Annotated in this window: 24 protein-coding genes; 13 read left to right on the top strand and 11 right to left on the bottom strand. The window is 72.0% G+C overall.

Annotation, left to right across the window (positions count from 1 at the left end; genetic code table 11):
• Positions 1 to 26 precede the first annotated feature (26 nt).
• The gene (locus ACWDN5_RS30645; protein ID WP_449678722.1) at positions 27 to 1121 is read right to left on the bottom strand and encodes a winged helix DNA-binding domain-containing protein; all 1095 of its coding nucleotides are present in this window, start codon (positions 1119 to 1121) and stop codon (positions 27 to 29) included.
• Between the two features lie 80 nt (positions 1122 to 1201).
• On the opposite strand from ACWDN5_RS30645, the gene ACWDN5_RS30640 reads away from it, so the two are divergent.
• A complete protein-coding gene (locus ACWDN5_RS30640; protein WP_449678721.1) occupies positions 1202 to 2257 on the top strand; it encodes an AraC family transcriptional regulator in 1056 nt (351 codons plus the stop codon).
• Here the strand turns inward: ACWDN5_RS30640 and ACWDN5_RS30635 are convergent.
• Entirely contained in the window at positions 2178 to 2849 is a 672-nt protein-coding gene (locus tag ACWDN5_RS30635; RefSeq protein ID WP_449678720.1) for a TetR/AcrR family transcriptional regulator, read from the bottom strand. The two genes, ACWDN5_RS30640 and ACWDN5_RS30635, sit on opposite strands and share 80 nt — an antisense overlap.
• A 193-nt stretch (positions 2850 to 3042) precedes the next feature.
• On the opposite strand from ACWDN5_RS30635, the gene ACWDN5_RS30630 reads away from it, so the two are divergent.
• Positions 3043 to 3354 (top strand): hypothetical protein, encoded by a 312-nt coding sequence (locus ACWDN5_RS30630; RefSeq protein ID WP_310977564.1) that lies wholly within the window; start codon positions 3043 to 3045, stop codon positions 3352 to 3354.
• Positions 3355 to 3396: 42 nt separating this feature from the next.
• Here the strand turns inward: ACWDN5_RS30630 and ACWDN5_RS30625 are convergent, their stop codons facing one another.
• Genes ACWDN5_RS30625 through paaI form a run of 3 tightly spaced genes read right to left on the bottom strand, consistent with a single transcriptional unit; the run spans position 3397 to position 5677 of the window.
• On the bottom strand, positions 3397 to 3990 hold the full coding sequence (locus tag ACWDN5_RS30625) for a TetR/AcrR family transcriptional regulator (RefSeq protein ID WP_449678719.1): 594 nt from the start codon (positions 3988 to 3990) through the stop codon (positions 3397 to 3399).
• The gene (paaK, locus tag ACWDN5_RS30620) at positions 3987 to 5264 is read right to left on the bottom strand and encodes a phenylacetate--CoA ligase PaaK (protein WP_310977562.1); all 1278 of its coding nucleotides are present in this window, start codon (positions 5262 to 5264) and stop codon (positions 3987 to 3989) included. Before paaK ends, ACWDN5_RS30625 begins: the two co-directional genes overlap by 4 nt.
• Positions 5261 to 5677, bottom strand: a complete 417-nt coding sequence (paaI, locus tag ACWDN5_RS30615; RefSeq protein WP_310977561.1) for a hydroxyphenylacetyl-CoA thioesterase PaaI — start codon at positions 5675 to 5677, stop codon at positions 5261 to 5263. The genes paaK and paaI overlap by 4 nt, the downstream gene beginning before the upstream one ends.
• A gap of 166 nt (positions 5678 to 5843) precedes the next feature.
• On the opposite strand from paaI, the gene paaZ reads away from it, so the two are divergent.
• The 6 genes from paaZ to paaE are packed head-to-tail and all read left to right on the top strand — an operon-like array spanning position 5844 to position 11543.
• On the top strand, positions 5844 to 7871 hold the full coding sequence (gene paaZ, locus ACWDN5_RS30610) for a phenylacetic acid degradation bifunctional protein PaaZ (RefSeq protein ID WP_449678718.1): 2028 nt from the start codon (positions 5844 to 5846) through the stop codon (positions 7869 to 7871).
• Complete coding sequence (paaA, locus tag ACWDN5_RS30605; RefSeq protein WP_449678717.1) at positions 7868 to 8800, top strand: 1,2-phenylacetyl-CoA epoxidase subunit PaaA; 933 nt, start codon at positions 7868 to 7870, stop codon at positions 8798 to 8800. The genes paaZ and paaA overlap by 4 nt, the downstream gene beginning before the upstream one ends.
• A 38-nt stretch (positions 8801 to 8838) precedes the next feature.
• Positions 8839 to 9153: a 1,2-phenylacetyl-CoA epoxidase subunit PaaB gene (paaB, locus tag ACWDN5_RS30600; RefSeq protein ID WP_310977595.1), complete on the top strand. Its 315-nt coding sequence runs from the start codon at positions 8839 to 8841 to the stop codon at positions 9151 to 9153.
• Positions 9150 to 10007 (top strand): 1,2-phenylacetyl-CoA epoxidase subunit PaaC, encoded by an 858-nt coding sequence (gene paaC, locus ACWDN5_RS30595; RefSeq protein WP_449678716.1) that lies wholly within the window; start codon positions 9150 to 9152, stop codon positions 10005 to 10007. Before paaB ends, paaC begins: the two co-directional genes overlap by 4 nt.
• Entirely contained in the window at positions 10001 to 10489 is a 489-nt protein-coding gene (gene paaD / locus ACWDN5_RS30590; RefSeq protein ID WP_310977557.1) for a 1,2-phenylacetyl-CoA epoxidase subunit PaaD, read from the top strand. The genes paaC and paaD overlap by 7 nt, the downstream gene beginning before the upstream one ends.
• Before the next feature lies 1 nt (position 10490).
• Positions 10491 to 11543 carry a 1,2-phenylacetyl-CoA epoxidase subunit PaaE gene (gene paaE, locus ACWDN5_RS30585; RefSeq protein ID WP_449678715.1) on the top strand — a complete coding sequence of 351 codons (1053 nt, stop codon included), beginning with the start codon at positions 10491 to 10493 and terminating at the stop codon, positions 11541 to 11543.
• A gap of 1 nt (position 11544) precedes the next feature.
• Here paaE and ACWDN5_RS30580 read toward each other — a convergent pair whose 3' ends face one another.
• The 5 genes from ACWDN5_RS30580 to ccrA all read right to left on the bottom strand — a co-directional run bounded on the left by ACWDN5_RS30580 (position 11545) and on the right by ccrA (position 18014).
• A complete protein-coding gene (locus ACWDN5_RS30580; protein ID WP_449678714.1) occupies positions 11545 to 13299 on the bottom strand; it encodes a TIR domain-containing protein in 1755 nt (584 codons plus the stop codon).
• A gap of 56 nt (positions 13300 to 13355) precedes the next feature.
• On the bottom strand, positions 13356 to 14471 hold the full coding sequence (locus tag ACWDN5_RS30575; RefSeq protein WP_449678713.1) for an adenylate/guanylate cyclase domain-containing protein: 1116 nt from the start codon (positions 14469 to 14471) through the stop codon (positions 13356 to 13358).
• A 1-nt stretch (position 14472) separates the two neighbouring features.
• Positions 14473 to 14925, bottom strand: coding sequence for a universal stress protein (locus ACWDN5_RS30570; RefSeq protein WP_354808118.1), 453 nt, complete (start codon positions 14923 to 14925; stop codon positions 14473 to 14475).
• Between the two features lie 93 nt (positions 14926 to 15018).
• Positions 15019 to 16218, bottom strand: coding sequence for a coiled-coil domain-containing protein (locus ACWDN5_RS30565; RefSeq protein WP_396137010.1), 1200 nt, complete (start codon positions 16216 to 16218; stop codon positions 15019 to 15021).
• A gap of 455 nt (positions 16219 to 16673) precedes the next feature.
• Entirely contained in the window at positions 16674 to 18014 is a 1341-nt protein-coding gene (gene ccrA / locus ACWDN5_RS30560; protein ID WP_310977551.1) for a crotonyl-CoA carboxylase/reductase, read from the bottom strand.
• A gap of 199 nt (positions 18015 to 18213) precedes the next feature.
• Between ccrA and ACWDN5_RS30555 the strand changes: the two genes are divergently transcribed.
• On the top strand, positions 18214 to 18582 hold the full coding sequence (locus ACWDN5_RS30555) for an SPW repeat domain-containing protein (RefSeq protein ID WP_071831581.1): 369 nt from the start codon (positions 18214 to 18216) through the stop codon (positions 18580 to 18582).
• A 19-nt stretch (positions 18583 to 18601) separates the two neighbouring features.
• Positions 18602 to 19174, top strand: coding sequence for a TetR/AcrR family transcriptional regulator (locus tag ACWDN5_RS30550; RefSeq protein WP_310977550.1), 573 nt, complete (start codon positions 18602 to 18604; stop codon positions 19172 to 19174).
• 477 nt (positions 19175 to 19651) lie between these two features.
• On the opposite strand, the gene mce is transcribed toward ACWDN5_RS30550, so the two are convergent.
• Positions 19652 to 20107 (bottom strand): methylmalonyl-CoA epimerase, encoded by a 456-nt coding sequence (gene mce, locus ACWDN5_RS30545; protein WP_449678712.1) that lies wholly within the window; start codon positions 20105 to 20107, stop codon positions 19652 to 19654.
• Positions 20108 to 20244: 137 nt separating this feature from the next.
• On the opposite strand from mce, the gene ACWDN5_RS30540 reads away from it, so the two are divergent.
• From ACWDN5_RS30540 to ACWDN5_RS30530, 3 genes are all read left to right on the top strand, one after another.
• Positions 20245 to 21432 (top strand): acetyl-CoA C-acetyltransferase, encoded by a 1188-nt coding sequence (locus tag ACWDN5_RS30540; protein WP_310977548.1) that lies wholly within the window; start codon positions 20245 to 20247, stop codon positions 21430 to 21432.
• Positions 21433 to 22398 (top strand): methylmalonyl Co-A mutase-associated GTPase MeaB, encoded by a 966-nt coding sequence (meaB, locus tag ACWDN5_RS30535; protein WP_449678711.1) that lies wholly within the window; start codon positions 21433 to 21435, stop codon positions 22396 to 22398.
• 261 nt (positions 22399 to 22659) lie between these two features.
• Complete coding sequence (locus tag ACWDN5_RS30530; RefSeq protein WP_310977546.1) at positions 22660 to 23385, top strand: peptidylprolyl isomerase; 726 nt, start codon at positions 22660 to 22662, stop codon at positions 23383 to 23385.
• Positions 23386 to 23489: the final 104 nt, after the last annotated feature.

The raw sequence follows: 23489 nt of genomic DNA, 5'->3' as shown, positions 1-23489 counted from the left end.
CACTCAATCGAGATTTCCGGCCAGCCTCATTCCGGCGGGTGGACGCGCACCTCGTGCGTCTCGGCCCCCGCTTCCGCCCACTTCACCAGCTCGCCCGCCGACTGCTCCAACGCCGTGAGGTCCCGCTTCGGCAGCTTCTCGAACGGCGACAGCTCGATCGCCGCCGTCTTCTTCGATGCCTTGATCTCCCAGAAGCCGCACACCTGGCCGCCGACCAGCAAGGTGCCCTTGACCAGGCCGTTCTGCGAGATCACGCGCTTGCGGTAGGCGTCCGAGATGACCCGCGTCCGGTCCGCGTACGACAGGATCGTCTGGTCGAACGGCCCCAGCAGCCGCGGCGGCGCCGGGACGTCTTCGGCCGGCACCGTCAGCTCCGGCAGGTCCAGCAGCTCGCGGCCGTCCGGGTCGCGGTAGCGGCGCAGGTCCATCGCGGCCGCCACCTCGCCCAGACGGGTGATTCCCGCCCACGTCTGGACGTCCGCCACCGTGGCCGGGCCGAACGCGCGCAGGTACCGCGAGATCAGCGAAGCCGGGTCCGGAGCGGGGAGTGCAGCGCCGACCCACTCGTCCAGGCACGCGTACGTCGTCTGCCCGGCTTTGCCCCAGATCGCCCGCGGCGGCGTTTGCACCAGTGGCAGCCGGCCGCGGGCCAGGTGGGTCAGGGACGACGGCGGGGCGTCCCAGGTGCGGGCCAGCTCGGCGCCCAGCGCGTTGCCCGGCATCGGGCCGCCGAGGAGCAGCTTCCGCGCCGCTTCGGCGACGAGCTCGTGGTCGAGCCCGGCCAACGCGGCCGCGTGCAGCGTGTTCTGCTTGAGGTCGCGGTCGTAGATGCCCTGGACGACCGGCCGCCACGCCAGCGCGTCCGCCGCCGTCACCAGGTGGACCGTGCCGCGCATCAGCGCGATCCGCACCACGCGCCGGCTCTCGAGCAGCTCCACCAGCTCCGCCGGCCGGAACCCCTCCAGCCGCGACCACAGGCCGAAGTACGGCGGGAACGGCGCCTGCGCCTGGAGCCCGGCCAGGTGCTCGACCGCGGCGAAGGCGGACATCTTCGCCCGGCTCAGCAGCAGCTGGCGCTCGAGCGTGGCGCGGTTCAGGGCTCGTCGGCTCAAGGTCTGCACGTCGTCACCCTAACGATCACCCCGGACAGTTCCGGTCCTCGATTGGACACCTTCTCCCGGCTTGATCCAGAATTCCGGCCATGGCCGAGCTCGCCGCGCCCGCCGTCGGGGACTGGGACTTCCCCCGCGGCACCGCGAGCATCGAGCTGATGACGCGGTTCGCCGCCGAGCGCGGCCTGCCGCCCGGACGGCTCCTGGCCGCCACCACGCTGACGCCGGAGCTGCTCGCCGATCCGGCCGTCCAGGTCGACGCGCGTCAGGAGCTGGCCGTCGTCCGCGCGCTGGCCGCCCTGGACGGATCCGACGCGACCGCGCTGGCGCTGGGGCGCCGCTACCGCGTCACCACCTTCGGCATCTTCGGGTTCGCCTGCATCAGCAGCCCGACGCTGCGCGACGCGATGCTGTTCGCCCTCCGCTACTTCGACCTGAGCTTCGCCTTCTGCATCCCGCACGTCGTCCTCGGCGCCGACCGGCTGACCCTGGAGCTCGACGACAGCCGCGTGCCCGCCGACGTCGCCCGCTTCCTCGTCCTGCGCGACCTGGCCGCGATCTTCGCCGTCATGCGCGACCTGCTGCCCGAGATCGCCCTCGACGAGCTGACGTTCCGGCACGAAAGCCCCACGCCGGAGCCATACCTGGCCGCGTTCGGCATCCGGCCGCGCTTCGGCGCCAACGCCTGCCGGGCGACCCTCGACCCCGCGCTGCTGAGCCGGCCGCTGCCGCAGGCCAACGACCAGACCGTCGCCCTGTGCGCCGCGCAGTGCGAAGCGCTCGTCACGCGGCGGCGGCAGCGTTCGGGCATTTCGCAGCAGGTGCGCGAGCGGCTGGTCCGGCTCGGCGGCGTCGACGCGGGGATGGACGAGATCGCCCGGCAGCTGACGCTCAGCACGCGCACCCTGCGCCGCCGCCTGACCGAGGCCGGCACGAGCTATCGCGCGCTGGTCGACGAGGTCCGCCAGACGCTCGCCGAAGAGCTCCTCGACACCGGCGTGCTGTCGGTCGAGGACGTCGCCTACCGGCTCGGGTACGCGGAGGCGTCGAGCTTCATCCACGCGTTCAAGCGCTGGACCGGGCTGACGCCGGCGGCGTTCGCCCGTCGCTTCCGCGCCGCTCGGCGAGAACCTCCGGGTAGGTGAGCTTCAGCAGGTTGAGCAGCGAATCGGTGAGGAAGGTGCGCAGGGCCGCGCGGTCGAGCGTGCCGCGGATCAGCCACTCCCGCGACGCCGCGCGCAGCATCCCGCCGAACGACCGGATCATCGCCCGGAGTTCTTCGCGGCCCTCGGTCACGCCGGTCATCAGCGCGGCTTCCAGGACGCGGTCGGCGGCGATCTCGTCGGCCTCCAGCATGATCCGCTCGATCTCGGGGTCGCGCCCGGCCGCCTCCGGCCCGATCACGGTCAGCCAGGCGTCGCGGTTGCGGTCCACGACCTCGATCCAGCGTTCGACGCCGATCGCCAGCCGCTGCTCCATCGTGGTGTCCGGCAGCGCTTCGGTGACCGGCGCCGGCACGATCATCAGCTGCCGCACCACTTCCAGGTACAGCTCGCGCTTCCCGCCGAAGTAGTGGTTGATCAAGGGGCGCGCCACCCCGGCGGCCGCGGCGATGTCCGAAGTGGACACCGAGGCGTAGCTGCCCGCGCCGAACAGGTGCCGGGCGGCGGCGAGGATCTCCGCACGCCGTTCGGCCGGTTCGAGCCGGCGGCGCCGCGGCCGGGTCCCACTGGTCATCCGCTCAGCCTCGCGGGGGATCGGCACGCTGTCAACAAGTAGTTGACCCGTCGTCAAAAGAGTGACTCCGGTGGCGGGCAAGCGGTGTTTCGCGCCAACCTCTGTCGTTACGCAACCGGAACAACCGGCCGGTAACTTCCCGGCACCCGGATGCGACGAGACGGCAGGGGGCCCGGACCGGGGGTAGGAGCAGATGAACGAAGAAGGCGCGCCGATCCGGCCGGCGGGACGCTGGGTGAGCGTCCGCCTGCAGCATCGCCACGTCAGCTTCGACGAAGGGTTCGAAGCGGACGAGCCGCTTCCGGACGGCGACTGCGCGGACGAGGCTTCGCTGTCGTACTCGGGAATCGTGATTTCCAGTTACGACCGGGGCGAGAAGGTCTCCGAGCGCTGGATCCCGCTGGGCGTCGACCCGTCCGAAGCGGACGACGAGCGGTTGATCGGCCAGCTGCGAGAGGCGTTGCTGTGGCAGGCGGGCCGTCCCCCGCAGACCGCGGAGGACTGACCCGTCGTGAGTGCCAAGGCGGGTTCTGACCCGCTTTACCACTCACGAGCCGGTGCGCAGGCCCTCGAAGGCCACCTTGCACACCGCGTCCGCCACTTCGGCCGCCGAGGAGCCGCGCCGCGGCTTGTACCACTCGATCAGCGAGTTCACCATGCCGAACACCAACCGCGCGGTCACCGCCGGGTCCACGTCCGGGCGGACGTCGCCCTCCGCTTCGGCCTGCTTCACCAGGTCCGTCACCAGCCGGTCGAACTCACGCCGCCGCGCCAGCGCCGCCCGCTCCACCTTCGTGTTGCCCCGCACGCGCAACAGCAGCGTCACGAACGGCAGCCGGTCCGCCAGCACCACGACGCTGCCGCGGACCAGGTGCTCCAGCCGGTCGATCGCGCGCCCGTCCAGCTGGGCCGTCTCGGAAGCCACCTCGAACAGCCCGTCCAGCGCCCGGTCCACCGCCAGCCGCAGCAGCTCCTCCTTGCTGGGCACGTGGTGGTAGATCGCCGACTTCGTGATGCCGAGCTTGCGGGACAGGTCCTCCATGCTCGTGCCGTCGTAGCCGCGCTCGTTGAACAGCTTCACCGCCACCTGCAGCAACGACTCCAGGTCGTAGCCGGGCCGTCCGCGCCGCGGCGTCGTCACGGCTTGTCCCGCTGGTCGACGATCCGCCGCATCTTGCCCATCGACCGCTCCAGCGTGTCCGGGTCGACGACGTCCACCGACACGGTCACCCCGACACCGTCCTTGACCCCCGACACCAGCGACGCGGCCGCCGCTTCCCGCACGGCGGAAGGAGCGTCGTGCCGGGCCTCCACCCGCACGGTCAGGTGGTCGAGCCGGCCGCGGGTGGACCGGACGAGCTGGAAGTGCGGGCTCAACCCGTCCGTGCGCAGCACGATCTCCTCGATCTGCGTCGGGAAGACGTTGACCCCGCGCAGGATGATCAGGTCGTCGGTCCGGCCGGTCACCTTGGCCATCCGCCGGAACGCCGGCCGCGCGGTGCCCGGGCTCAGTTCGGTCAGGTCCCGGGTGCGGTAGCGGATGATCGGCAGCGCCTGCTTGGTCAGCGACGTGAACACCAGCTCACCGGTCTCCCCGCCGCCGAGGACGTCCTCGGAGTACGGGTCGATCACCTCGGGGTAGAAGTGGTCCTCCCAGATGTGCAGGCCGTCCTTCGTCTCGACGCACTCCTGCGCGACGCCCGGGCCCATCACTTCGGACAGCCCGTAGATGTCGACGGCGTCGAGCGCGAACCGCTCCTCGATCTCCGCGCGCATCCGCTCGGTCCACGGCTCGGCGCCGAAGATGCCCACCTTCAGGGAAGAAGCCCGCGGGTCGACGCCTTGGCGCTCGAACTCGTCGAGCAGCGTCAGCATGTACGACGGCGTCACCATGATGACCTCGGGCCGGAAGTCGGTGATCAGCTGCACCTGCCGCGCGGTCATCCCGCCCGACGCCGGGATCACCGTGCAGCCCAGCTTCTCCGCGCCGTAGTGCGCGCCGAGCCCGCCGGTGAACAGGCCGTAGCCGTAGGCGACGTGCACCTTGTGCCCCGGCCGCCCGCCCGCGGCGTGGATCGAGCGGGCCATCACCGTCGCCCACGTGTCGATGTCCCGCTCGGTGTACCCGACGACGGTGGCCTTGCCGGTCGTGCCGCTGGAGGCGTGGATGCGGCGGACCTGGTCCTGCGGCACGGCGAACATCCCGAACGGGTAGTTCTCGCGCAGGTCCTGCTTGGTGGTGAACGGGAACTTCGCCAGGTCGGCGAGCTCCTTGCAGTCGTCCGGGTGGACGCCGGCCGCGTCGAACTTGCGCGTGTAGGCCGGAACGTTCGCGTAGGCGTGCCGGAGTGTCCACTGCAGACGTTCCAGCTGGAGGGCGGCCAGCTCGTCCGCGCTGATGTCCGTCTCGATCATGCACTGTCCCGTTTCGCGGAGAGGACGCGGCTGCGGCCGCGGAATTCGGCGACGACCTCGGGCCCGGCGGGGGTCTCCCGGTGGACCGTGACGTCGTAGAGGCCGTTGCGGCCGTAGCGGGTGCGCTCGGTGGCCGTGGCGACGAGGTGGTCGCCGAGCCGGCCGGCCGCGACGAAGGAGATGTCGGCGCCCGCGGCGACCGTCGCGGGGCCGTGGCTGTTGCAGGCGAGCGCGAAGGCCGTGTCGGCCAGCAAGAAGACGTACCCGCCGTGGGCGATGTCGTGGCCGTTGACCATCTCGCGCGTGATCGTCATGGTCGCCACGGCCCGGCCGCCGCCCGCTTCGACGAGTTCGATGCCCAGCGCGCGCGAGGCCTCGTCGGCGGCGAACATGGTGTGCGCGGCGTTGGTCATCTGCCCTCCGTCCCCACTGACCGAATGGACGGTCACTCGGCGGTGCCGCTCAGTAAAGGCAGTGGTCGCCGCCGGTGTCAAGCGCCGGGCCCTTCCGATCTTCGGGACCAGCGGCTACCATGCGATTAACTGAACGTCCGGTAGGTAATTCGGCGAGAGGGACCTGATGGCATTGCTGCGCAGCTACGTCTCCGGGAGCTGGCACACCGCGGCGGACGAGGGCGTCCCGCTGCACGACGCGGCCACCGGCGAGGAGGTCGCCCGGATCTCGTCGGCGGGCGTCGACTTCGCGGCCGCCCTCGAGTACGGCCGCAAGGTCGGCGGCCCGGCCCTGCGCGAGCTGACGTTCCACCAGCGTGCGGCGCTGCTCAAGGCGCTCGCCTCGCACCTGCGCGAGCACCGCGACGAGCTGTACGCCCTCTCCGCTCGCACGGGTGCCACCCTCGGTGACTCGAAGTTCGACATCGACGGCGGCATCGGCGTGCTGTTCAGCTACGCCTCGAAGGGCAAGCGCGAGCTGCCGAACGACACCGTCTACGTCGAGGGCAACGTCGAGCCGCTCTCCCGCGGGGGCACGTTCGTCGCCCAGCACATCGCGACCCCCCTGCGGGGCGTCGCCGTCCAGATCAACGCGTTCAACTTCCCGGTGTGGGGCCCGCTGGAGAAGTTCGCGCCCGCCTTCCTGGCCGGTGTCCCGAGCCTGGTCAAGCCGGCCAGTCAGACCGCCTACCTGACCGCCCGCGTGGTCGAGCTGATCATCGAGTCCGGCCTCCTGCCCGAAGGCTCGCTCCAGTTCGTCGCGGGCAGCGCCGGCGACCTCCTCGACCACGTCACCGCGCAGGACCTGGTGTCCTTCACCGGCTCGGCGTCGACCGCGCAGAAGCTGCGGACCCACCCGGCGATCGTGCGCCACGCCGTCCGCTTCAACGCCGAGGCCGACTCGCTGAACTGCTCGATCCTCGGCCCGGACGCGGTGCGCGGGACCACCGAGTTCGACCTGTTCGTCAAGCAGCTGACCACCGAGATGACGGTCAAGGCGGGGCAGAAGTGCACCGCGATCCGGCGCGCGTTCGTCCCGGCCGAGCTGCTCGACGACGTCGCCGCGGCCGCCTCGGAGCGACTGGCGAAGGTGACGGTCGGCCACCCGGCGTCCGAAGGCGTCCGGATGGGCGCGCTGGCCAGCCTGGAGCAGCGCGAGGAGGTGCGGCGGTCGCTGAAGGCGCTGCTGGACGCCGGGAGCGTCGTGTTCGGCGACCCGGAGAAGGTCGACGTCGTGGACGCCGACGCCGAGCGCGGCGCCTTCATCTCGCCGGTGCTGCTCAAGGCCGACCCCGAGCGCTCCGAGCCGCACGAGGTCGAGGCGTTCGGCCCGGTCTCGACGCTGATGCCGTACACGTCCACCGAGCAGGTCGTCGACTTCGCCGCGCGCGGCGGCGGCAGCCTGGCCGGGTCCGTGGTCAGCGCGGACAAGGAGTTCGTGCGCGAGGTCGTGCTCGGCGCGGCGCCGTTCCACGGCCGCCTGCTGGTGCTCGACGCCGAGGACGCGAAGGAGTCCACCGGGCACGGTTCGCCGATGCCGCAGCTGGTCCACGGCGGCCCGGGCCGCGCGGGCGGCGGCGAGGAGATGGGCGGCATCCGGGGTGTGCTGCACCACATGCAGCGCACCGCCGTGCAGGGCTCGCCCGCGGTGCTGTCGGCCGTCACCGGCCGCTGGGTCGCCGGCGCGCCGCGCACCGAAGGCGTCCACCCGTTCCGGAAGTCGCTGGCCGAGCTGAAGATCGGTGACTCGGTGGTGGCCGGGCCGCGGGTCGTTTCGCAGGCCGACGTCGACCACTTCGCCGAGTTCACCGGCGACACGTTCTACGCCCACACCGACCCCGAGGCGGCCGCGGCCAACCCGCTGTTCGGCGGGATCGTCGCGCACGGCTACCTGGTCGTCTCGTTCGCGGCCGGGTTGTTCGTCTCGCCCGAGCCCGGCCCGGTGCTGGCCAACTACGGCCTGGAGAACCTGCGGTTCCTCACCCCGGTCAAGGTCGGCGACTCGCTCACGGTGACGCTGACCGCCAAGCAGATCACCCCGCGGATCGACCAGGAGTACGGCGAGGTCCGCTGGGACGCCGACGTCACGAACGCCGAGGGCGAGTCCGTGGCCAAGTACGACGTCCTGACCCTGGTGTCGAAGGAGCAGCCGTGACGGCCACTGTTTCGCTGGAAGAACACTTCGAGCACACCATCGAGCGCGACCAGCGGATCGAGCCGCGCGACTGGGTGCCCGAGGGCTACCGCAAGACGATGATCCGGCAGATCGCGCAGCACGCGCACTCGGAGATCATCGGCATGCAGCCCGAGGGCAACTGGATCACGCGGGCGCCGTCGCTGCGGCGCAAGGCGATCCTGCTGGCCAAGGTCCAGGACGAAGCCGGCCACGGCCTCTACCTGTACTCCGCGGCCGCGACGCTGGGCGCGGACCGCGCGGACCTGACCGACAAACTGATCACGGGCAAGCAGAAGTACTCGTCGATCTTCAACTACCCGACGCTGACCTTCGCCGACGTCGGCGTGATCGGCTGGCTGGTCGACGGCGCCGCGATCTGCAACCAGGTGCCGCTGTGCCGGTCTTCGTACGGGCCGTACGCGCGGGCGATGATCCGCATCTGCAAGGAAGAGTCGTTCCACCAGCGGCAGGGCTACGAGCTGCTGATGACCATGATGAAGGGCACCGAGCAGCAGCGGGAGATGGTCCAGGAGGCGGTGAACCGCTGGTGGTGGCCGTCGCTGATGATGTTCGGCCCGCCGGACGCCGATTCGCCCAACACCGCGCAGTCGATGGCGTGGAAGATCAAGCGCCACACCAACGACGAGCTGCGGCAGCGGTTCGTGGACATGTCGGTGCCGCAGGCTTCCGCGCTGGGCGTGACGTTCCCCGATCCCGAGCTGAAGTGGAACGCCGAACGCGGGCACTACGACTTCGGCGCGGTCGACTGGGACGAGTTCAAGAACGTCCTCAAGGGCAACGGGCCCTGCAACGCTTCGCGGATCGCGCACCGGCGCCAGGCCCACGAAGACGGCGCGTGGGTGCGGGAAGCCGCCGTCGCCCACGCCGCGAAGAAGGAGCACAAGTGAGCGAGCTGACTTCCGAAGGCGGCCACGGCGCCGTCCCCCTGGAAGGCGTCCCCGCCGCTCCGGGAACGGTCAAGCACGACTGGCCGCTGTACGAGGTGTTCGTCCGCGGCAAGCGCGGGCTGAACCACGTGCACGTCGGCTCGCTGCACGCGGCCGACGACCAGATGGCCCTGCACCACGCGCGCGACCTCTACACGCGCCGCAACGAAGGCGTGTCGATCTGGGTCGTGCGCGCGGCGGACATCACGGCGTCGTCGCCGGACGAGAAGGACCCGTTCTTCGCACCCAGCGGCGACAAGGTCTACCGGCACCCGACGTTCTACGACATTCCCGAGGATGTGCCGCACATATGAGTTTCGACAACGTGTACGAGGCCATCACCGAGGAGAACGACGCGCGCTGGGCGTTCGGCACCGGCTTCGAGGACCCACTGTCCGGAGTGGACACTTCGGTGCCGTCCGGGGTGGACGCCGCGCAGCTGGCCGCGTACTGCCTGATGCTCGGCGACGACGCGCTGGTCTTCTCCCACCGGCTCCAGGAGTGGTGCACCAACGCGCCCGAGCTGGAGGACGAGGTCGCGATCGCCAACATCGCCCTGGACCTGCTGGGCCAGGCGCGGCTCCTGCTCGCGCGCGCCGGCAAGGCCGACGGCTCCGGGCGCACGGAGGACGCGCTGGCGTTCCTGCGTGCGGAGAACGAGTTCCGCAACGTCCGGCTCGCCGAGCTGGGCGGCGGGCACTTCGGCCACCTGATCGCGCGCCTGTTCGTGTTCTCGACGTGGCGGCTGGCGCTGCTGCAGCGGCTGGTGTCCTCGGTGGACCCGGTGCTGGCGGCGATCGCGGACAAGGGCGTCAAGGAACTGGCCTACCACCGCGACTACGCGGCGCAGTGGCTGGTCCGCCTGGGCGACGGGACGCCGTTGTCGCACGCGCGGATGCAGGATGGCCTGGACGAGCTCTGGCCGTACGTGGGGGAGCTGTTCCGCACGCACCTCGTGGAATTCGTCGACGCGGCGTCGCTGCGTCCGGAGTTCGATGCGGTGCTGGACCAGGCCCTGGCCGCGGCCACGCTTTCGAGGCCTGCCTCCGGTGAGCTGGCCGGAGTGTCGGGCCGGATGGGCCGCGACGGCGTGCACACGGAGTCGTTCGGGTACTTGCTGGCGGAGCTGCAGAGCGTGGCCCGGGCGATGCCGGACGCCCGATGGTGACCGCGGCTGCCGTGGCGGCCACGGTCACCGACCCCGAGCTGCCGATGCTGACGCTGGCGGACCTCGGGGTGCTGCGCTCGGTGTCGGAGTCCGAGGGCCGCGTGGTCGTCGCGATCACGCCGACGTACACCGGCTGCCCGGCGATGGACACCATGCGCGACGACCTGGAGCACGCGCTGGTCTCGGCGGGCTACCCGGACGTCGAGATCCGGACGCAGCTGTCGCCGGCGTGGACGTCGGACTGGATTTCCGCCGCGGGCCGCCGGAAGCTCGCCGAGGCGGGGATCGCGCCGCCGGGTGCCGCGCCGCGGCGGTCGGGGCCGATCCCGCTGACGCTGTCGGCACCGGTTTCGCGCGTTTCCTGCCCGCACTGTGGTTCCGCGGACACCGAAGAGCAGTCCCGGTTCGGCGCGACGGCGTGCAAGGCGCTGCGGCGCTGCCGCGCGTGTCTGGAGCCGTTCGAGCACGTCAAGGAGATCTGAAGTGGCGCGGTTCAACTCCCTGAAGGTGGCCGGGGTCGAGCGGCTGTGCGACGACGCGGTCGCGGTGACCTTCGACGTGCCGTCGTCGCTGGCCGCGGAGTACGCGTTCAAGCCGGGCCAGTCGCTGACGCTGCGGCGCTCGATCGACGGCCGTGACGAGCGCCGGTCGTACTCGATCTGCGCGCCGGCGGGCGCGGCCCCGCGAGTGGGCGTCCGCCTGGTCCCGGACGGGTTCTTCTCGTCGTGGCTGGTGAACGAGGTCCGCGCGGGCGACACGATCGAGGTGGCCCCGCCGTCCGGCTCGTTCACCCCGGACCTGTCCGAAGGCGGCCACCACGTCCTGATCGCGGCCGGTTCGGGCATCACCCCGGTGCTGTCGATCGTGTCGTCGCTGCTGAAGTCGTCCACGGCGACGGTGACGGTGCTGTACGGCAACCGCCGCACGGACACGGTGATGTTCGCGGACGAGCTGGCCGACCTGAAGGACAGCGCACCGTCGCGGCTCGAGCTGATCCACGTGCTGTCCCGCGAGCCGCGCGAGGCGGACCTGTTCACCGGCCGCCTGGACGTCCCGAAGCTGCGTACGCTGTTCTCCACTTTGGTACCGGTCGAATCGGTGGACCACTGGTGGCTGTGCGGCCCGTTCGAGATGGTGTCGGGCGCGCAGGAGCTGCTGGCCTCGCTGGGGGTGCCCTCGTCGAAGGTGCACCAGGAGCTGTTCTACGTGGACACCCCACCGGCCCCGCTGGAGCACCTCGACCCGGCGGTGGCGGGGGAGTCCTCGGAGGTCTCGGTGGTCCTGGACGGCCGTTCGACGCCGATGACGCTGCCCCGTTCGTCATCGGTGCTCGACGGCGCGCAGAAGTTCCGCCCGGACCTGCCGTTCGCCTGCAAGGGCGGGGTGTGCGGAACGTGCCGCGCCAAAGTGACGGAGGGCAAGGTGGACCTGCGGCGCAACTTCGCACTGGAGCAGGCGGAGATCGAGGCGGGGTTCGTCCTGACGTGCCAGTCGTACCCGGTCTCGGAGACCCTCACAGTCGACTTCGACGCCTGAGCTAGCCGATCCCTTCCTCGGCGTCCGCGAAGCCCCACTCACGGGCCAGGCGGGTCAGGGCTTTCGCTGCCCAGGTCCGCCGCTCCTCCCGGTCGAGCCCGATCGGCGCCACCACGGTCACCGCCCCCTGCGGGCCCGGCAGTCCCTGCGGCTTCCCGAACGCCGAGAGGTCGACGACGGCCGGCAGGCTGGTGTCCGCCTTGATCTGCAGTTCGACCGCCGGCGGCGCCAGCAGTGCGGCGCACTCGGGGTTGGGGACGAGCGCGCCGGGGACCACGACGGTCGCGGTCTGCCACGCCGCCGTCCACAGTTCGACGATCTCGTTCGCCGTGACCCGGAGGCCGGCCGTGGACCCGTCCGGCCGCGCCGACGCCCACGCCGCGAAGTTCGCCTGGAACTCGACGGACACCGTGACCGTCCACGGCCGGCCACCGGGAAGCAGGATGCGGGTGACCGCGCGGACGGCCGTGCCCCCGGCCGGGCTCCGCGCGGTGTAGTCGTACCGCGCGTCCCGGCCGGTCTGGCGGACGTCCGGCCCGCTCGCCCGAGCCCACCGGCCCGGCGCGGTCCGGGCCCGCCGCAGGAGGGACAAGGCCGGGAGGAGCGTGCTGATCGGCGCCTCCGGGAGGGCCGCCTCGATCAGGTCGCGGGTGCGCCGGGTGATCTCGGCGTCGAGCTGCCACGGCAGGGTGGCGACGGCGCGCACCGTCAGGTCCGCGGGGCCGGCCATCGGGAGCCGGAAAGCCTCGCGGGCGTTCCGGCCCAGCCGGGGCCGGGGATGCCACCACGCCGTCCGCGTCGCGGGGTCGCGGTGCAGGACGCCCGCCTGCCACGTTCCGCCGTCGAGGTCGACCGCACGGGCGGTGGCATCGGGGCAGTCCGAGACCGGGAACCCGAGTCCGTCCGGGAAGCCGGGCAGGGCCGCGAGGTCGTCCCAGATCGGCCCGGCGACCACCACGGCCCGCTGGCCGGCGACCGCGCAGAGCACGTCGCCGCGGGTGAAGTGCTGGACGAAGCCGGGTCCCTCGCGGTAGGCCCGGCCGGCCGGGGTACCCAGGCGGCCACCGGCTCGGCGGGCGGCGTCTTCGAACGCCCGCTCGGTTCGCGGGTCGGCTCCTTCGCCCACCCGGATGGCGGGGCTTCCGGGAACCGTGACGGATCCGGCGTTCCCCACCTGGATCACGACCCCGTGGACGTCTCCGGTGACCACGTTCCGGACGGCCGGCGCCGGCTGCGGTCGCAGTGGGATCCGCTTCGGCCTGAGCACCGGACGCTCACCCAGCGGCGGCACCTCGAACTCGGGCTGGTCCGTCAGCATGCGCAGGAGCTTTTCGGCGCCTGCGACGGTGAAGTCCGAGACCGAATACACCGTCGAAGTGACCGAGGCGAGGAACTCCGGCACGTCGCCCGGGCTGCGGCCGGGCAGCAGGAGGGGCACGAACCGCTTCAGCGCGTTCGGGTCGGCGTAGAACGCGTCGCGGACCTGCCGGGCCTTCCAGAGGATGCCGGGTCCTTCGTGCGCGCCGCCGTCTCCGGCGCTGCGGCGGTACGCGGGCGAGGCGATCACCAGGACGTAGTCGGCTTCGCGGAGCCGCCCGGCCGTCCACAACGCCCAGTCCCGGCGCTCGTTCGCTTCGCCCAGGTCGAGCCGCGCGTCGATGCTGCAGGACCGGAGGAACCTCCACAGCCGGATCAGCTGGTCCTCGTGCGAAGGGTCGTCCGGCTCGTCGGCGTACGAGAGGAGCACCTGGGTCACGCGCACCTCCCACCTCGTCCGCGCGAGGGAGGGATTCTACCGACTCGGGGTCGCCGTCAGAGCTTGCGGCGCCGGCGGCGTCGGGGCCGCGGTTCGGGCCCCGGGTCCTCCGGAGGTTCCTCCCGGGCCGCCGGGTCCGTCAGGCCCAGCATCTCCGCCGCCAGCTGCTGCGAACTCGCGAACATGCCCGTCGGGGCCTCGCTCGCCCGGCGCAGCGCCGACGGGCGGAGGCGGTTGTAGCCCCGGACGGTCACCGGCCGGCGGGCGCGCAGGTCGTACGCCTTCTCGTCCGCCAGCTCCGCGGCCAGCTCGCGGTCGACCAGGATCGTGCCCGGGCGGGCCACCGAGGTCAGGCGGGCGGCCAGGTTGACCACCGAGCCGTAGACGTCGCCGAAGCGCGACAGGATGCGGCCCGACGCCATGCCCGCGCGGACGGCCGGCAGCGTCTCGTCCGCGGACGTGCGCTCGGTCAGCGTCAGGGCGATCTCCGCCGCGTCGACCGGGGCGTCCGCCACGAACAGGACTTCGTCGCCGATCATCTTCACCACGCGGCCGTGGTGCTCGGCGATCACCTCGGTGGCCAGGGTCTCGAAGGCGTCGAGCACGCGGCTCAGCTCGTCTTCGCCGATCTGGCGCGTCAGGCGCGTGTAGCCGACCATGTCGACGAACCCGACCACCTCGGTGCGGGTCTCCAGGTGCTCGTCCGGGGCCGCGAACGCGCGTCCCGCGTAGGCCGCGAGGTGGCGGCGCCAGACGAAGTTCTGGACCTGCTCCAGCTCCGGCAGCAGCCGGTCGACCAGGCGCGTCACCTGGCGTTCGCTGCGGCCGAGCTCCGGCTGTTCCCGGATCAGCTGCCAGAGCATGTCGACCTGCCACTCGGCCAGCCGCGACAGGTGCTGGCCGAGCGCGCGCGTCACCGAGACCTCGATGCTCGGGTCGATCAGGCCCGACTGCACCAGCTGGTCGGCGGTCCGCATCGCCTCGACGTCGGCGTCGGTGAAGACGACCTCGTCGTCGCGCACGGTCGCAAACCCCAGTGCGCGCCAGAGCCGGCGTGACCGCTCGTCGGGCACGCCGGCCTTCTCCGCCACTTCGAGCCGGGTGTACTTCCGCCGGCCGCCGAGCAGGACGCGTTCGAGCCGCTGCTGAAGTTCCTCGCCCGGACCGGTCACGTCAGGTCGTGTGGACGATCAGCACGTCCACGCCGGACTTGCGGGCCACCTCTGACGGCACCGAGCCCAGGATGCGGCCGGCGATCGTGTTCAGCCCGCGGTTGCCGACGACCAGCAGGTCGGCCTCGCGCTCCTTGACCACCTTGCGCAGCGAGTCGACCGGGTCGCCCTTGACCGCGACCGTGTCGATCTTCTCCGCGCCCGCTCGCGCCGCGCGGTCCCGCGCCGACTGCAAGGTGTCTTCGGCCGGGGCCGAGCCGACGACCTGGTACGCCTCGTCGCCGAGGGCGTCCTGGGCCTTGTCGACGTCGGACTGGCTCGCCGGGTAGAACGCACACGCGATGACGAGCGTGGCGCCCGCGTCGCCGGCGACCGCCGCCGCGCGGTCCACCGCCGCGAACGAGGACTCCGAGCCGTCCGTGCCCACCACCACGGTCCGATATGCCGCACCCATGCGCAAAACCTCCAGGTGATCCCGCGTGAGCAGGGACGATAGCCGGTCGGTACCGACCGCGCAGGCTCGTCCGCGCCCGTGTCGGGTGGAAGGTTACTCGCCAGTCGCTTTCTGCGCTCCGCTCGCCCGGGGAGCCGGCTTCGGCGCCGCTTTGGGGGGCGCGGTGGCGGCGGGCTTGGCCGCTGGTTTGGCCCCGGGCTTCGGCTTCGGCACGTCGGAGGCGCGGATCCGGATGGTTTCCTCGACGTCGGTGACCCGCACGGTCTTCTCGGTGTCGTCCGGCTTGGGGCCGGTGACCAGGTCGGCCTTGACGTCGGCGGGCACCTTGACGTCGTCGCCGAGGACGGTGTGCGCCTCGGCCAGCACGGCCCGCGCCGCCCGGACCTGCTCGGCAAGCCCGCCGCGCACCTTCCGCAGCGCGTCGACCCGCTCGTTCGCCTGGGTGATCCGCCGGTTGGATTCCTCCGTGGCCGACGTCACGCGCCGCCGCGCCTCGTCGGCGGCTTCGGCGAGCCGCGCGTTGGCCTCGGTGATCGAGTCCTGCCGGCGCTTGTTGGCCTCCGCGACCGACTCCCGCTGTCGGCGGTCGATGTCGGCCTTCGCGGCCTTCTCCTCTTCGAGGACCTTCGCGCGGATGTCGGCGGCGTCCTGCGTGGCCTCCTGGACGCGCCGCGCGGCCTCGGCCTTGCTCGCGGCTTCCTGTTCGGCCAGCACCCGCATCGCCTCGGTGCGGCGCGAGGCCATCGCGATCTCGAAGTCCTCTTCGACCTTGGTGCGCCGATCCTGCGACTCGGTGTCGAGCCGCTTGCGCTCGGCCTCGGCCTCGTCGGTGATCTTCTTGGCCTCGGCGCGGGCGTCTTCGAGGACCTTCCGGTGCTCGGCCTCCATCTCCTTGCGCCGGAGGTCGAGCTCGGTGAGCAGCTGCTCGTACCGGGCCCGCATGGCGCTGGCATCGGTCTCGGCCTTGGCCCGGATGTGCCCGGCCTCGGCCTCGGCACGGGCGCGCGTGTCGGCGGATTCGTCCTGCGCGAGCCGCAGCATCCGCTGCAGCCGTTCGGACAGGCCTTCGACGCTCGTCGGCGGCTGGGCGAGCCGATCGACCTGCCCACGCAGGTCCGCGATCTCGCCGCGCGCGATCTCCAGCTGGCGGGCGAGGTCCCCCGCCTGCGCGATGGCGGCGTCCCGATCCGCGGTGAGCATCTTCAGATCGGCATCCAGCCGTTCGAGGTGCTCATCGACCTGCGCTCGGCTGTACCCGCGCTTCGCCACGTCGAAGCCGGCTCCCAGCGGCACAAGCTCCCGTTCATCGCCAAGGCTCATGGGGCCTACCGTAGCCGCAGTCCGGTCACGGAAGGGTGAGCACCCGGGCGGTGCGCCGAACGAGCCGTCTCCCGCGGCGAAAGGAACCGCCGGAATCGCCTGGTTCTTCGGGGCTTCCTGGCGCCGGCAGCTCGCGCGCACACGGCGGTTCCCGGCGCGGCGAGCAGGGTGGGGTCTGGCGCCGCGATCGGGCCGGTGCCGGGCGCGGGAGCGGGCCGGTGTGTGGCCCTGGGACCGGGTGGGCTTCGGGCCGCGAGACCGGGCCGGGTTTCGGCCCCGGGACCGGGTGGGGTTGGGGCCGCGGGACCGGGTGGGGTTGGGGCCGCGGGACCGAGTGGGCTGGCGGCCCCGGGGCCGGGCGACTTCCGCCGCGGGCGCGAGCCGGTTCTCGGCGCCGGGAGCGGGTCGGCTCCCGGCGCCGTCGGGCGTCAGGCGCCGCGGAATGCGTTGATGCCCTCGATGTGCTTGGCGCGCTTCTCTTCGTCGCGGACGCCGAGGCCTTCCTGGGGGGCGAGTGCGAGGACGCCGACCTTGCCCTGGTGGGCGTTGCGGTGCACGTCGAGTGCGGCCTGCCCGGTCTCCTCCAGCGCGTAGGTCTTCGACAGCGTCGGGTGGATCAGGCCCTTCGCGATCAGCCGGTTGGCTTCCCACGACTCGCGGTAGTTCGCGAAGTGGGAGCCGATGATCCGCTTCAGGTTCATCCACAGGTACCGGTTGTCGTACTGATGCATGTATCCCGAGGTCGAGGCGCACGTGACGATCGTGCCGCCCTTGCGCGCGGCGTAGACCGACGCGCCGAAGGTCTCCCGGCCCGGGTGCTCGAACACGATGTCCGGGTCCTCACCGCCGGTCAGCTCGCGGATCTTCGCCCCGAAGCGCTGCCATTCCTTCGGGTCCTGCTCGTCGTCGTTCTTCCAGAACCGGTAACCCTCGGCGCTGCGGTCGATGATCAGCTCGGCACCCAGCTTCCGGCAGATCGCCGCCTTCTCCGGGCTGGACACCACACACACCGGGATGGCGCCGCCGTTGAGCGCGTACTGCGTCGCATACGAGCCCAGCCCACCCGACGCGCCCCAGATCAGCACGACGTCGCCCTGCTTCATGTCCGCGCCGTTGCGGGAGACGAGCTGACGGTAGGCGGTCGAGTTCACCAGCCCGGGCGAGGCGGCCTCCTCCCAGGTCAGGTGGTCCGGCTTGGGCATCAGCTGGTTGGCCTTGACCAACGCGATCTCCGCGAGCCCGCCGAAGTTGGTCTCGAATCCCCAGATCCGCTGTTCGGTGTCGAGCATCGTGTCGTTGTGCCCGTCCGGGCCCTCGAGTTCGACGTTCAGGCAGTGCGCGACCACCTCATCGCCGGGCTTCCAGTTGTGCACCCCGACACCGGTCCGCAGCACGACACCGGACAGGTCCGAGCCGACGACGTGGTACGGCAGGTCGTGTCGCTTGGCCAGCGGCGAGAGCTTGCCGTACTTCTTCAGGAATTTGAACGTCGGGATCGGCTCGAAAATCGACGTCCACACCGTGTTGTAGTTGATCGCACTCGCCATCACCGCCACCAGTGCTTCACCGGGGCCGAGCTCGGGCACGGGGACGTCGTCGACGTGCAGCGACTTGCGCGGGTCCTTGTCCCGGCTCTCCAAGCCCTCGAACATGTCGACCTCGTCGGCGTGCACGGTCACCCCGCGGTAGCTCTCGGGTACGGGCAACGAGCCCACCGCGGCGGACTCGCCGTTCAGGATGGCCTGCTGGATCTCGCCGAGCTGCGTCATCGGTTCCTCCGCGGAGATGGGGGGCGTTGGCGGCAGAAATTACTCGCCGGTAACACGCGTCCACAACTGTACGAGACGGACAGCACGATTACACGCCGAACTGTGACCGCTTCACCTTGACCGGCTGGCCAGTCAAGCGGATCATCGACGTCGGGTACACCCACCCGACCAGCAGTTTCACCGACGGAGGTGAGCACGAATGAGTGAAGTCTCTACGCGCGCGTGGACCCGGCCCCACGACTGGGCCGAGGTCGTCATCGGGGTGGTCGCCGCTCTTTCACCCCTTTGGCTGAGCACGGACACGACCGCGATGTGGACGATGGTCGTCCTGGGCGCGCTGATCGCACTCGACGGCCTGGTGTCGCTGGCGATGCCGGGCATGGTCTACGGCGAAGGCATCCAGATCGCGCTCGGCGTGCTGCTCTTCATCGCGCCGTGGGTGATGGGGTACACGGAGTTCAACGGCGCGTCCTGGACGTCCTGGATCGCCGGGGTGCTGACGGTCATCGCCGGCGCGGCAGCGATGCCGGTCGCGAACGCCGCGCACCGCACGGCCGGGCAGCACTGACGACGCAGGAGGCACGGGAATGACCGAGGATTCGGCGAAGGAGCGCATCCTCTGCGCCGCCGAGGCGCTCTTCGCCGAGTCCGGCTTCGACGCCACCCCGACTTCGCGCATCGCGGAGCAGGCCGGGGTGCCGAAGGGGCTGGTGCACTACTACTTCCGCCACAAGTCGGACCTGCTCACGGCGCTCGTCGCGCGGCTGCCCGACGAGCGCATCGAGCCGGCGGTGGTGGTGGTCCCGGGCGACCTGGCGGGCAGCTTGAGGCGGCTGGTCCGCGAGCTGGACCACCGCTTCAGCAGGTCACTGGGGCTGTCGCACTTGCTGTGGCGCGAGGCGGACACGCACCACGTGGTCCGCGACGCGCTGCACGAACGTTTCCAGGTCCTGGTCCGCCAGGTCAGGGCGGTGATCGTCGCGGCGACCGGCGGCGGGGTACCGACGGCCGACGTGGATCGGGCGTCGGGCCTGCTGGCGCGCGCGGTGAGCCACCGGCACGCGACGGCCCGGCATTCGGAGGACGACCTGCCCGCGGAGTTCGACGGGGAGCTGACGTTCATCGCGGACGCGCTGTCGTCCAAGGCGGCGCCCGCTTAGCCGGGTCGCGTTTGCCGGGCGGCGCGCGCCGGCTGGGCTGGGTGCCGGGTCGGCTGGCTTGCGTGGCTGTGCCGCCGGGTCGGCGTGCGCTCTCGTCCGACTGGTCGGTGGGCCGGCTTGGCTGGGCGTGCACGCTCGGCCCGCGGGGTGCCCCGCCGGACGGCCCGCATGCCGGTGCTCGAGTGGCGGGGGTGGTGCGCCGGCTGGCCCGCGTGCTGCGTTCGGCTGGCGGGGGTGCCCCGCCGGACGCCCGCGTGCCTGCGCTCGGCTGGCGGGGGTGGTGCGCCGGCTGGCCCCGTGCTGCGTTCGGCCGGTGGAGGTGGTGCGCCCGCTCGGGCCGAGGCGCGCCTGGCGGGACCGCCATCGAGGCAGCGGCCCGCTTCCGCCGTTGTTCCGGTGCTCATCGGCGTGGTGGCCGCGCGCCCTTTTCTTGTCACGGGCGTGCGGCTCCGCGTCGAACCTTTGCGGCGGAACGACTCAGTGCGCCGTGGCGTCCTTGGCCGGCTCCACCAGCTCCACCAGGACGCCGCCCGCGTCCTTGGGGTGGACGAAGTTCACCCGGCTGTTCGATGTGCCCCTCTTCGCCTCCTCGTACAGCATGCGCAGGCCCTTTTCGCGCAGGGCCGCCGCCGCGGCGTCCACATCGGACACGCGGTAGGCCAGCTGCTGCAGGCCCGGGCCGCTCTTGGCCAGGAACTTGCCGATCGCCGAGTCTTCGCGCAGCGGGGCCAGGAGCTGGATCTGCGTCTCCGTGCCCGCCGTGCCCGGGGCGCGCAGCATCGCCTCGCGGACTCCCTGCTCCTCGTTCACCTCCTCGTGCGCGACCTCCAGGCCGAAGTGCGCGCGGTGGAACTCGATGGCCGCGTCCAGGTCCGGGACCGCGATGCCGACGTGGTCGATGGCCGTCACGAACGGCCGCAGGGCGTCATCCATGGAGGCAGGATAGGGGGCCCGCGCGCCGCTTCGAGGCGGAATCGTCGCGTGCCCCGCCTCACACTGGCTCCATCAAGAAGCCCTGCTCCCAGGTATGGTCGGGAAAACTGCCCATGCGCCGATGCTTGGAGGACGCCGTGTCCGGTTCCGTGATCCTGGGTGCCGCCCGTACGCCGATCGGGCGCCTGCTGGGCTCCCTCAAGGACTTCACGGGCGCCCAGCTGGGCGGGGTCGCGATCAAGGCGGCCCTCGAACGCGCCGGCGTCTCGCCGGACGCGGTGCAGTACACGATCATGGGCCAGGTGCTGACCGCCGGCGCCGGCCAGATCCCGGCGCGGCAGGCCGCCGTCGCCGCCGGCATCCCGATGAGCGTGCCCGCGCTGACGATCAACAAGGTCTGCCTCTCCGGCCTCGACGCCATCGCGCTCGCCGACCAGCTCATCCGCGCCGGCGAGTTCGACCTCGTCGTCGCCGGCGGCCAGGAGTCGATGACCCAGGCGCCGCACCTGCTGCCCAAGTCCCGCTCCGGCTTCAAGTACGGCGACACCACCCTCGTCGACCACATGGCCTACGACGGTCTCTTCTGCGCCTTCGACCAGGTCGCCATGGGCGCCTCGACGGAGAAGTACAACTCCCGCTACGGCGTCACGCGCGAGCAGCAGGACGCGTTCTCCGCCCGCTCTCACCAGCGCGCCGCCGAGGCGATCAAGAACGGGTACTTCGCCGACGAGATCGCGCCGGTCTCCATCCCGCAGCGCAAGGGCGACCCGGTCGTCTTCGACACCGACGAAGGCGTCCGCGCCGACACCACCGCCGAAGGCCTCGCCAAGCTGCGCCCGGCCTTCGCCTCCGACGGCACCATCACCGCGGGCTCGGCCTCGCAGATCTCCGACGGCGCCGCCGCGGTCGTCGTGGCCAGCAAGGCGAAGGCCGAGGAGCTCGGTATCACGCCGCTCGCCGAGATCGGCGCGCACGGTGTCGTCGCCGGGCCCGACGCGAGCCTGCACGAGCAGCCGTCGAACGCGATCCTCGCCGCGCTGGCGAAGGCGAACCTGACCGCCGACGCGCTCGACCTCGTCGAGATCAACGAGGCCTTCGCCGCCGTCGGGCTCGTCTCCACCGAAAAGCTCGGCCTCGACCCGGAGAAGGTCAACGTCAACGGCGGTGCCATCGCGCTCGGCCACCCGATCGGCGCCTCCGGTGCCCGGCTCGCCGTGCACCTGATCCACGAGCTGCGCCGCCGCGGTGGCGGGCTCGGCGCGGCCGCGCTGTGCGGTGGCGGCGGCCAGGGCGACGCCCTCCTGCTGCGGGTGCCGTCGGCGTAAGTGGCCGGACCACTCGACCTCGACGACCTCGTCGGCCGCGCGCGGGATGGGCAGCCCCGGGCCGTGGCGCGGCTGCTCTCGCTCGTCGAGGACGCCCACCCGCGCGTCGCGGAGATCGCCCGGGCACTCACCCCGTACACGGGGCGGGCCCGGGTCGTCGGGCTCACCGGACCACCCGGTGTCGGCAAGTCGACATCGACCTCGGCCCTGCTCACCGCGTTGCGCGCGCAAGGCAAGCGGGTCGGGGTGCTCGCCATCGACCCGTCTTCGCCGTTTTCGGGCGGGGCGCTGCTCGGCGACCGGATCCGGATGACCGAACACGCCACCGACCCCGGCGTGTTCATCCGCTCGATGGCCACCCGCGGGCACCTCGGCGGGCTCTCGTGGGCGACGCCGCAGGCGGTGCGCGTGCTGGACGCGGCCGGTTTCGACGTCGTGCTGATCGAAACCGTCGGCGTCGGGCAGTCCGAAGTGGACGTCGTGAAGCTCGCCGACACCACGGTGGTGCTGCTCGCTCCGGGCATGGGCGACGGCATCCAGGCCGCGAAGGCCGGGGTGCTGGAGATCGCCGACGTCTTCGTCGTGAACAAGGCGGACCGCGAGGGCGCCGACGCCACCGTGCACGACCTCAAGCAGATGATCTCCCTGGCCCGACGGGAAATCGGGGGCCCGAGCTGGCGCCAGCCGATCGTGCGGACCGTCGCGGCCAAGGGCGAGGGCGTCGACGAGGTCGTCCGGGCGCTGGCCGCGCACCACGACTGGCTCACCGAGCACGACGAGCTGGCCCGGCGCCGGGTGGCCCGGGCGCGCGACGAGGTCGAGGCCATCGCCATCCGGCGGTTGCGGGCCGAGCTCGTGGACCTGCGAGGCGGGGGACGGCTCGCCGGTGTCGCCGAGCGGGTCGTGGCGCGGGAACTCGACCCGTTCGCCGCCGCCGACGAGCTGATCGCGGACCTTCGCGGCTAGCGCGGACGCGAGCCGCCTCAGTAGAAACCGTGCCATCGCAACGGGTCTTCGTCGAAGCTCCATGGTGTGCTCCCCTCGTGGGCGGCGGGTTTGCCGCGTGCCGACCATCGTGCGCCGGGGGTCCGACAATTTCCTGGGCGCGGGCGCCGAGGTTCACCCGATGGGCTGACGAGGGCGACTTTCGCCGGTTCTGGCTGTCGGTGCCGCGCCCTAGACTGCGGGACGCTCCGGAACCGGGCGATCACTGGGAGGGCGTGCAGCATGAAGAAGACACTTCTGACCGCGCTGGCGGCGGGCGCGTTGTTCGTGGCCGGTCAAGGCGTCGCCACGGCGGCCGACGCCCCGCCGCCGAAGACGACCCACGGGCCCTGCCAGTACACCGAAACGCCGGACGAACCGCCCGCGCGTCCGGTGCCGCTGCCGCCCGACCCGCGGCACACGCCGAGCCACGGCAAGGTCGACGTCGCCATCCCGACCAGCCAGGGCGCGCTGCCGCTGCGGCTGGACCGCGCGAAGGCGCCGTGCACCGTGCAGAGCTTCCTGCACCTGGCGCGGCACCGGTTCTACGACCACACGGTGTGCCACCGGCTGACCGCGTACCCGACGCTGAAGGTGCTGCAGTGCGGCGACCCGACCGCGACCGGCGAAGGCGGGCCGGGCTACAAGTACAAGGACGAGCTGCCGGTCGACCTGCCGCCGGCACCGACCGACCCGACCGGCGCCCGGCGCGTCTACGCGCGTGGCCTCCTGGCCATGGCCAACGCGGGGCCGGACACGAACGGTTCGCAGTTCTTCGTCGTGTACGGCGATTCCGCGCTGCGGCCGAACTACACGGTGTTCGGCACGGTCGGTGCGGACGGGCTGCGGACGCTGGACAAGGTCGCGGCCGGCGGGATCCAGCCGACCGCGGAGGACCCGGCGCCGGTCGACGGGACGCCGGTGCTGCGGACGGAACTGCTGCGGGTCCGGCCGGACTGCTGGTTCTGACGGTCGTCGCGGGCCGCTCCGGTGGGGGCGGCCCGCGGCATCGGGGTCCCTGCTGGCCTTCGCGACCGGCGCGCCGGCGTCGGCCGTGGCGGCCGGGCTCCCGC

This window comes from Amycolatopsis sp. NPDC003731 (genome assembly GCF_053586895.1).
This window is presented reverse-complemented; position numbering and strand designations above follow the sequence as displayed.

Bases quoted from the DNA above. Each gene is read 5' to 3' on its own strand.
- ACWDN5_RS30640 (WP_449678721.1), top strand. From the start codon at position 1,202: ATGGCCGAGCTCGCCGCGCCCGCCGTCGGGGACTGGGACTTCCCCCGC.
- ACWDN5_RS30630 (WP_310977564.1), top strand. From the start codon at position 3,043: ATGAACGAAGAAGGCGCGCCGATCCGGCCGGCGGGACGCTGGGTGAGC.
- mce (WP_449678712.1), bottom strand. From the start codon at position 20,107: ATGGATGACGCCCTGCGGCCGTTCGTGACGGCCATCGACCACGTCGGC.
- ACWDN5_RS30555 (WP_071831581.1), top strand. From the start codon at position 18,214: ATGAGTGAAGTCTCTACGCGCGCGTGGACCCGGCCCCACGACTGGGCC.
- ccrA (WP_310977551.1), bottom strand. From the start codon at position 18,014: ATGACGCAGCTCGGCGAGATCCAGCAGGCCATCCTGAACGGCGAGTCC.
- paaI (WP_310977561.1), bottom strand. From the start codon at position 5,677: ATGACCAACGCCGCGCACACCATGTTCGCCGCCGACGAGGCCTCGCGC.
- ACWDN5_RS30570 (WP_354808118.1), bottom strand. From the start codon at position 14,925: ATGGGTGCGGCATATCGGACCGTGGTGGTGGGCACGGACGGCTCGGAG.
- ACWDN5_RS30530 (WP_310977546.1), top strand. From the start codon at position 22,660: ATGAAGAAGACACTTCTGACCGCGCTGGCGGCGGGCGCGTTGTTCGTG.
- paaC (WP_449678716.1), top strand. From the start codon at position 9,150: ATGAGTTTCGACAACGTGTACGAGGCCATCACCGAGGAGAACGACGCG.
- ACWDN5_RS30550 (WP_310977550.1), top strand. From the start codon at position 18,602: ATGACCGAGGATTCGGCGAAGGAGCGCATCCTCTGCGCCGCCGAGGCG.
- ACWDN5_RS30635 (WP_449678720.1), bottom strand. From the start codon at position 2,849: ATGACCAGTGGGACCCGGCCGCGGCGCCGCCGGCTCGAACCGGCCGAA.
- paaD (WP_310977557.1), top strand. From the start codon at position 10,001: ATGGTGACCGCGGCTGCCGTGGCGGCCACGGTCACCGACCCCGAGCTG.
- paaZ (WP_449678718.1), top strand. From the start codon at position 5,844: ATGGCATTGCTGCGCAGCTACGTCTCCGGGAGCTGGCACACCGCGGCG.
- paaK (WP_310977562.1), bottom strand. From the start codon at position 5,264: ATGATCGAGACGGACATCAGCGCGGACGAGCTGGCCGCCCTCCAGCTG.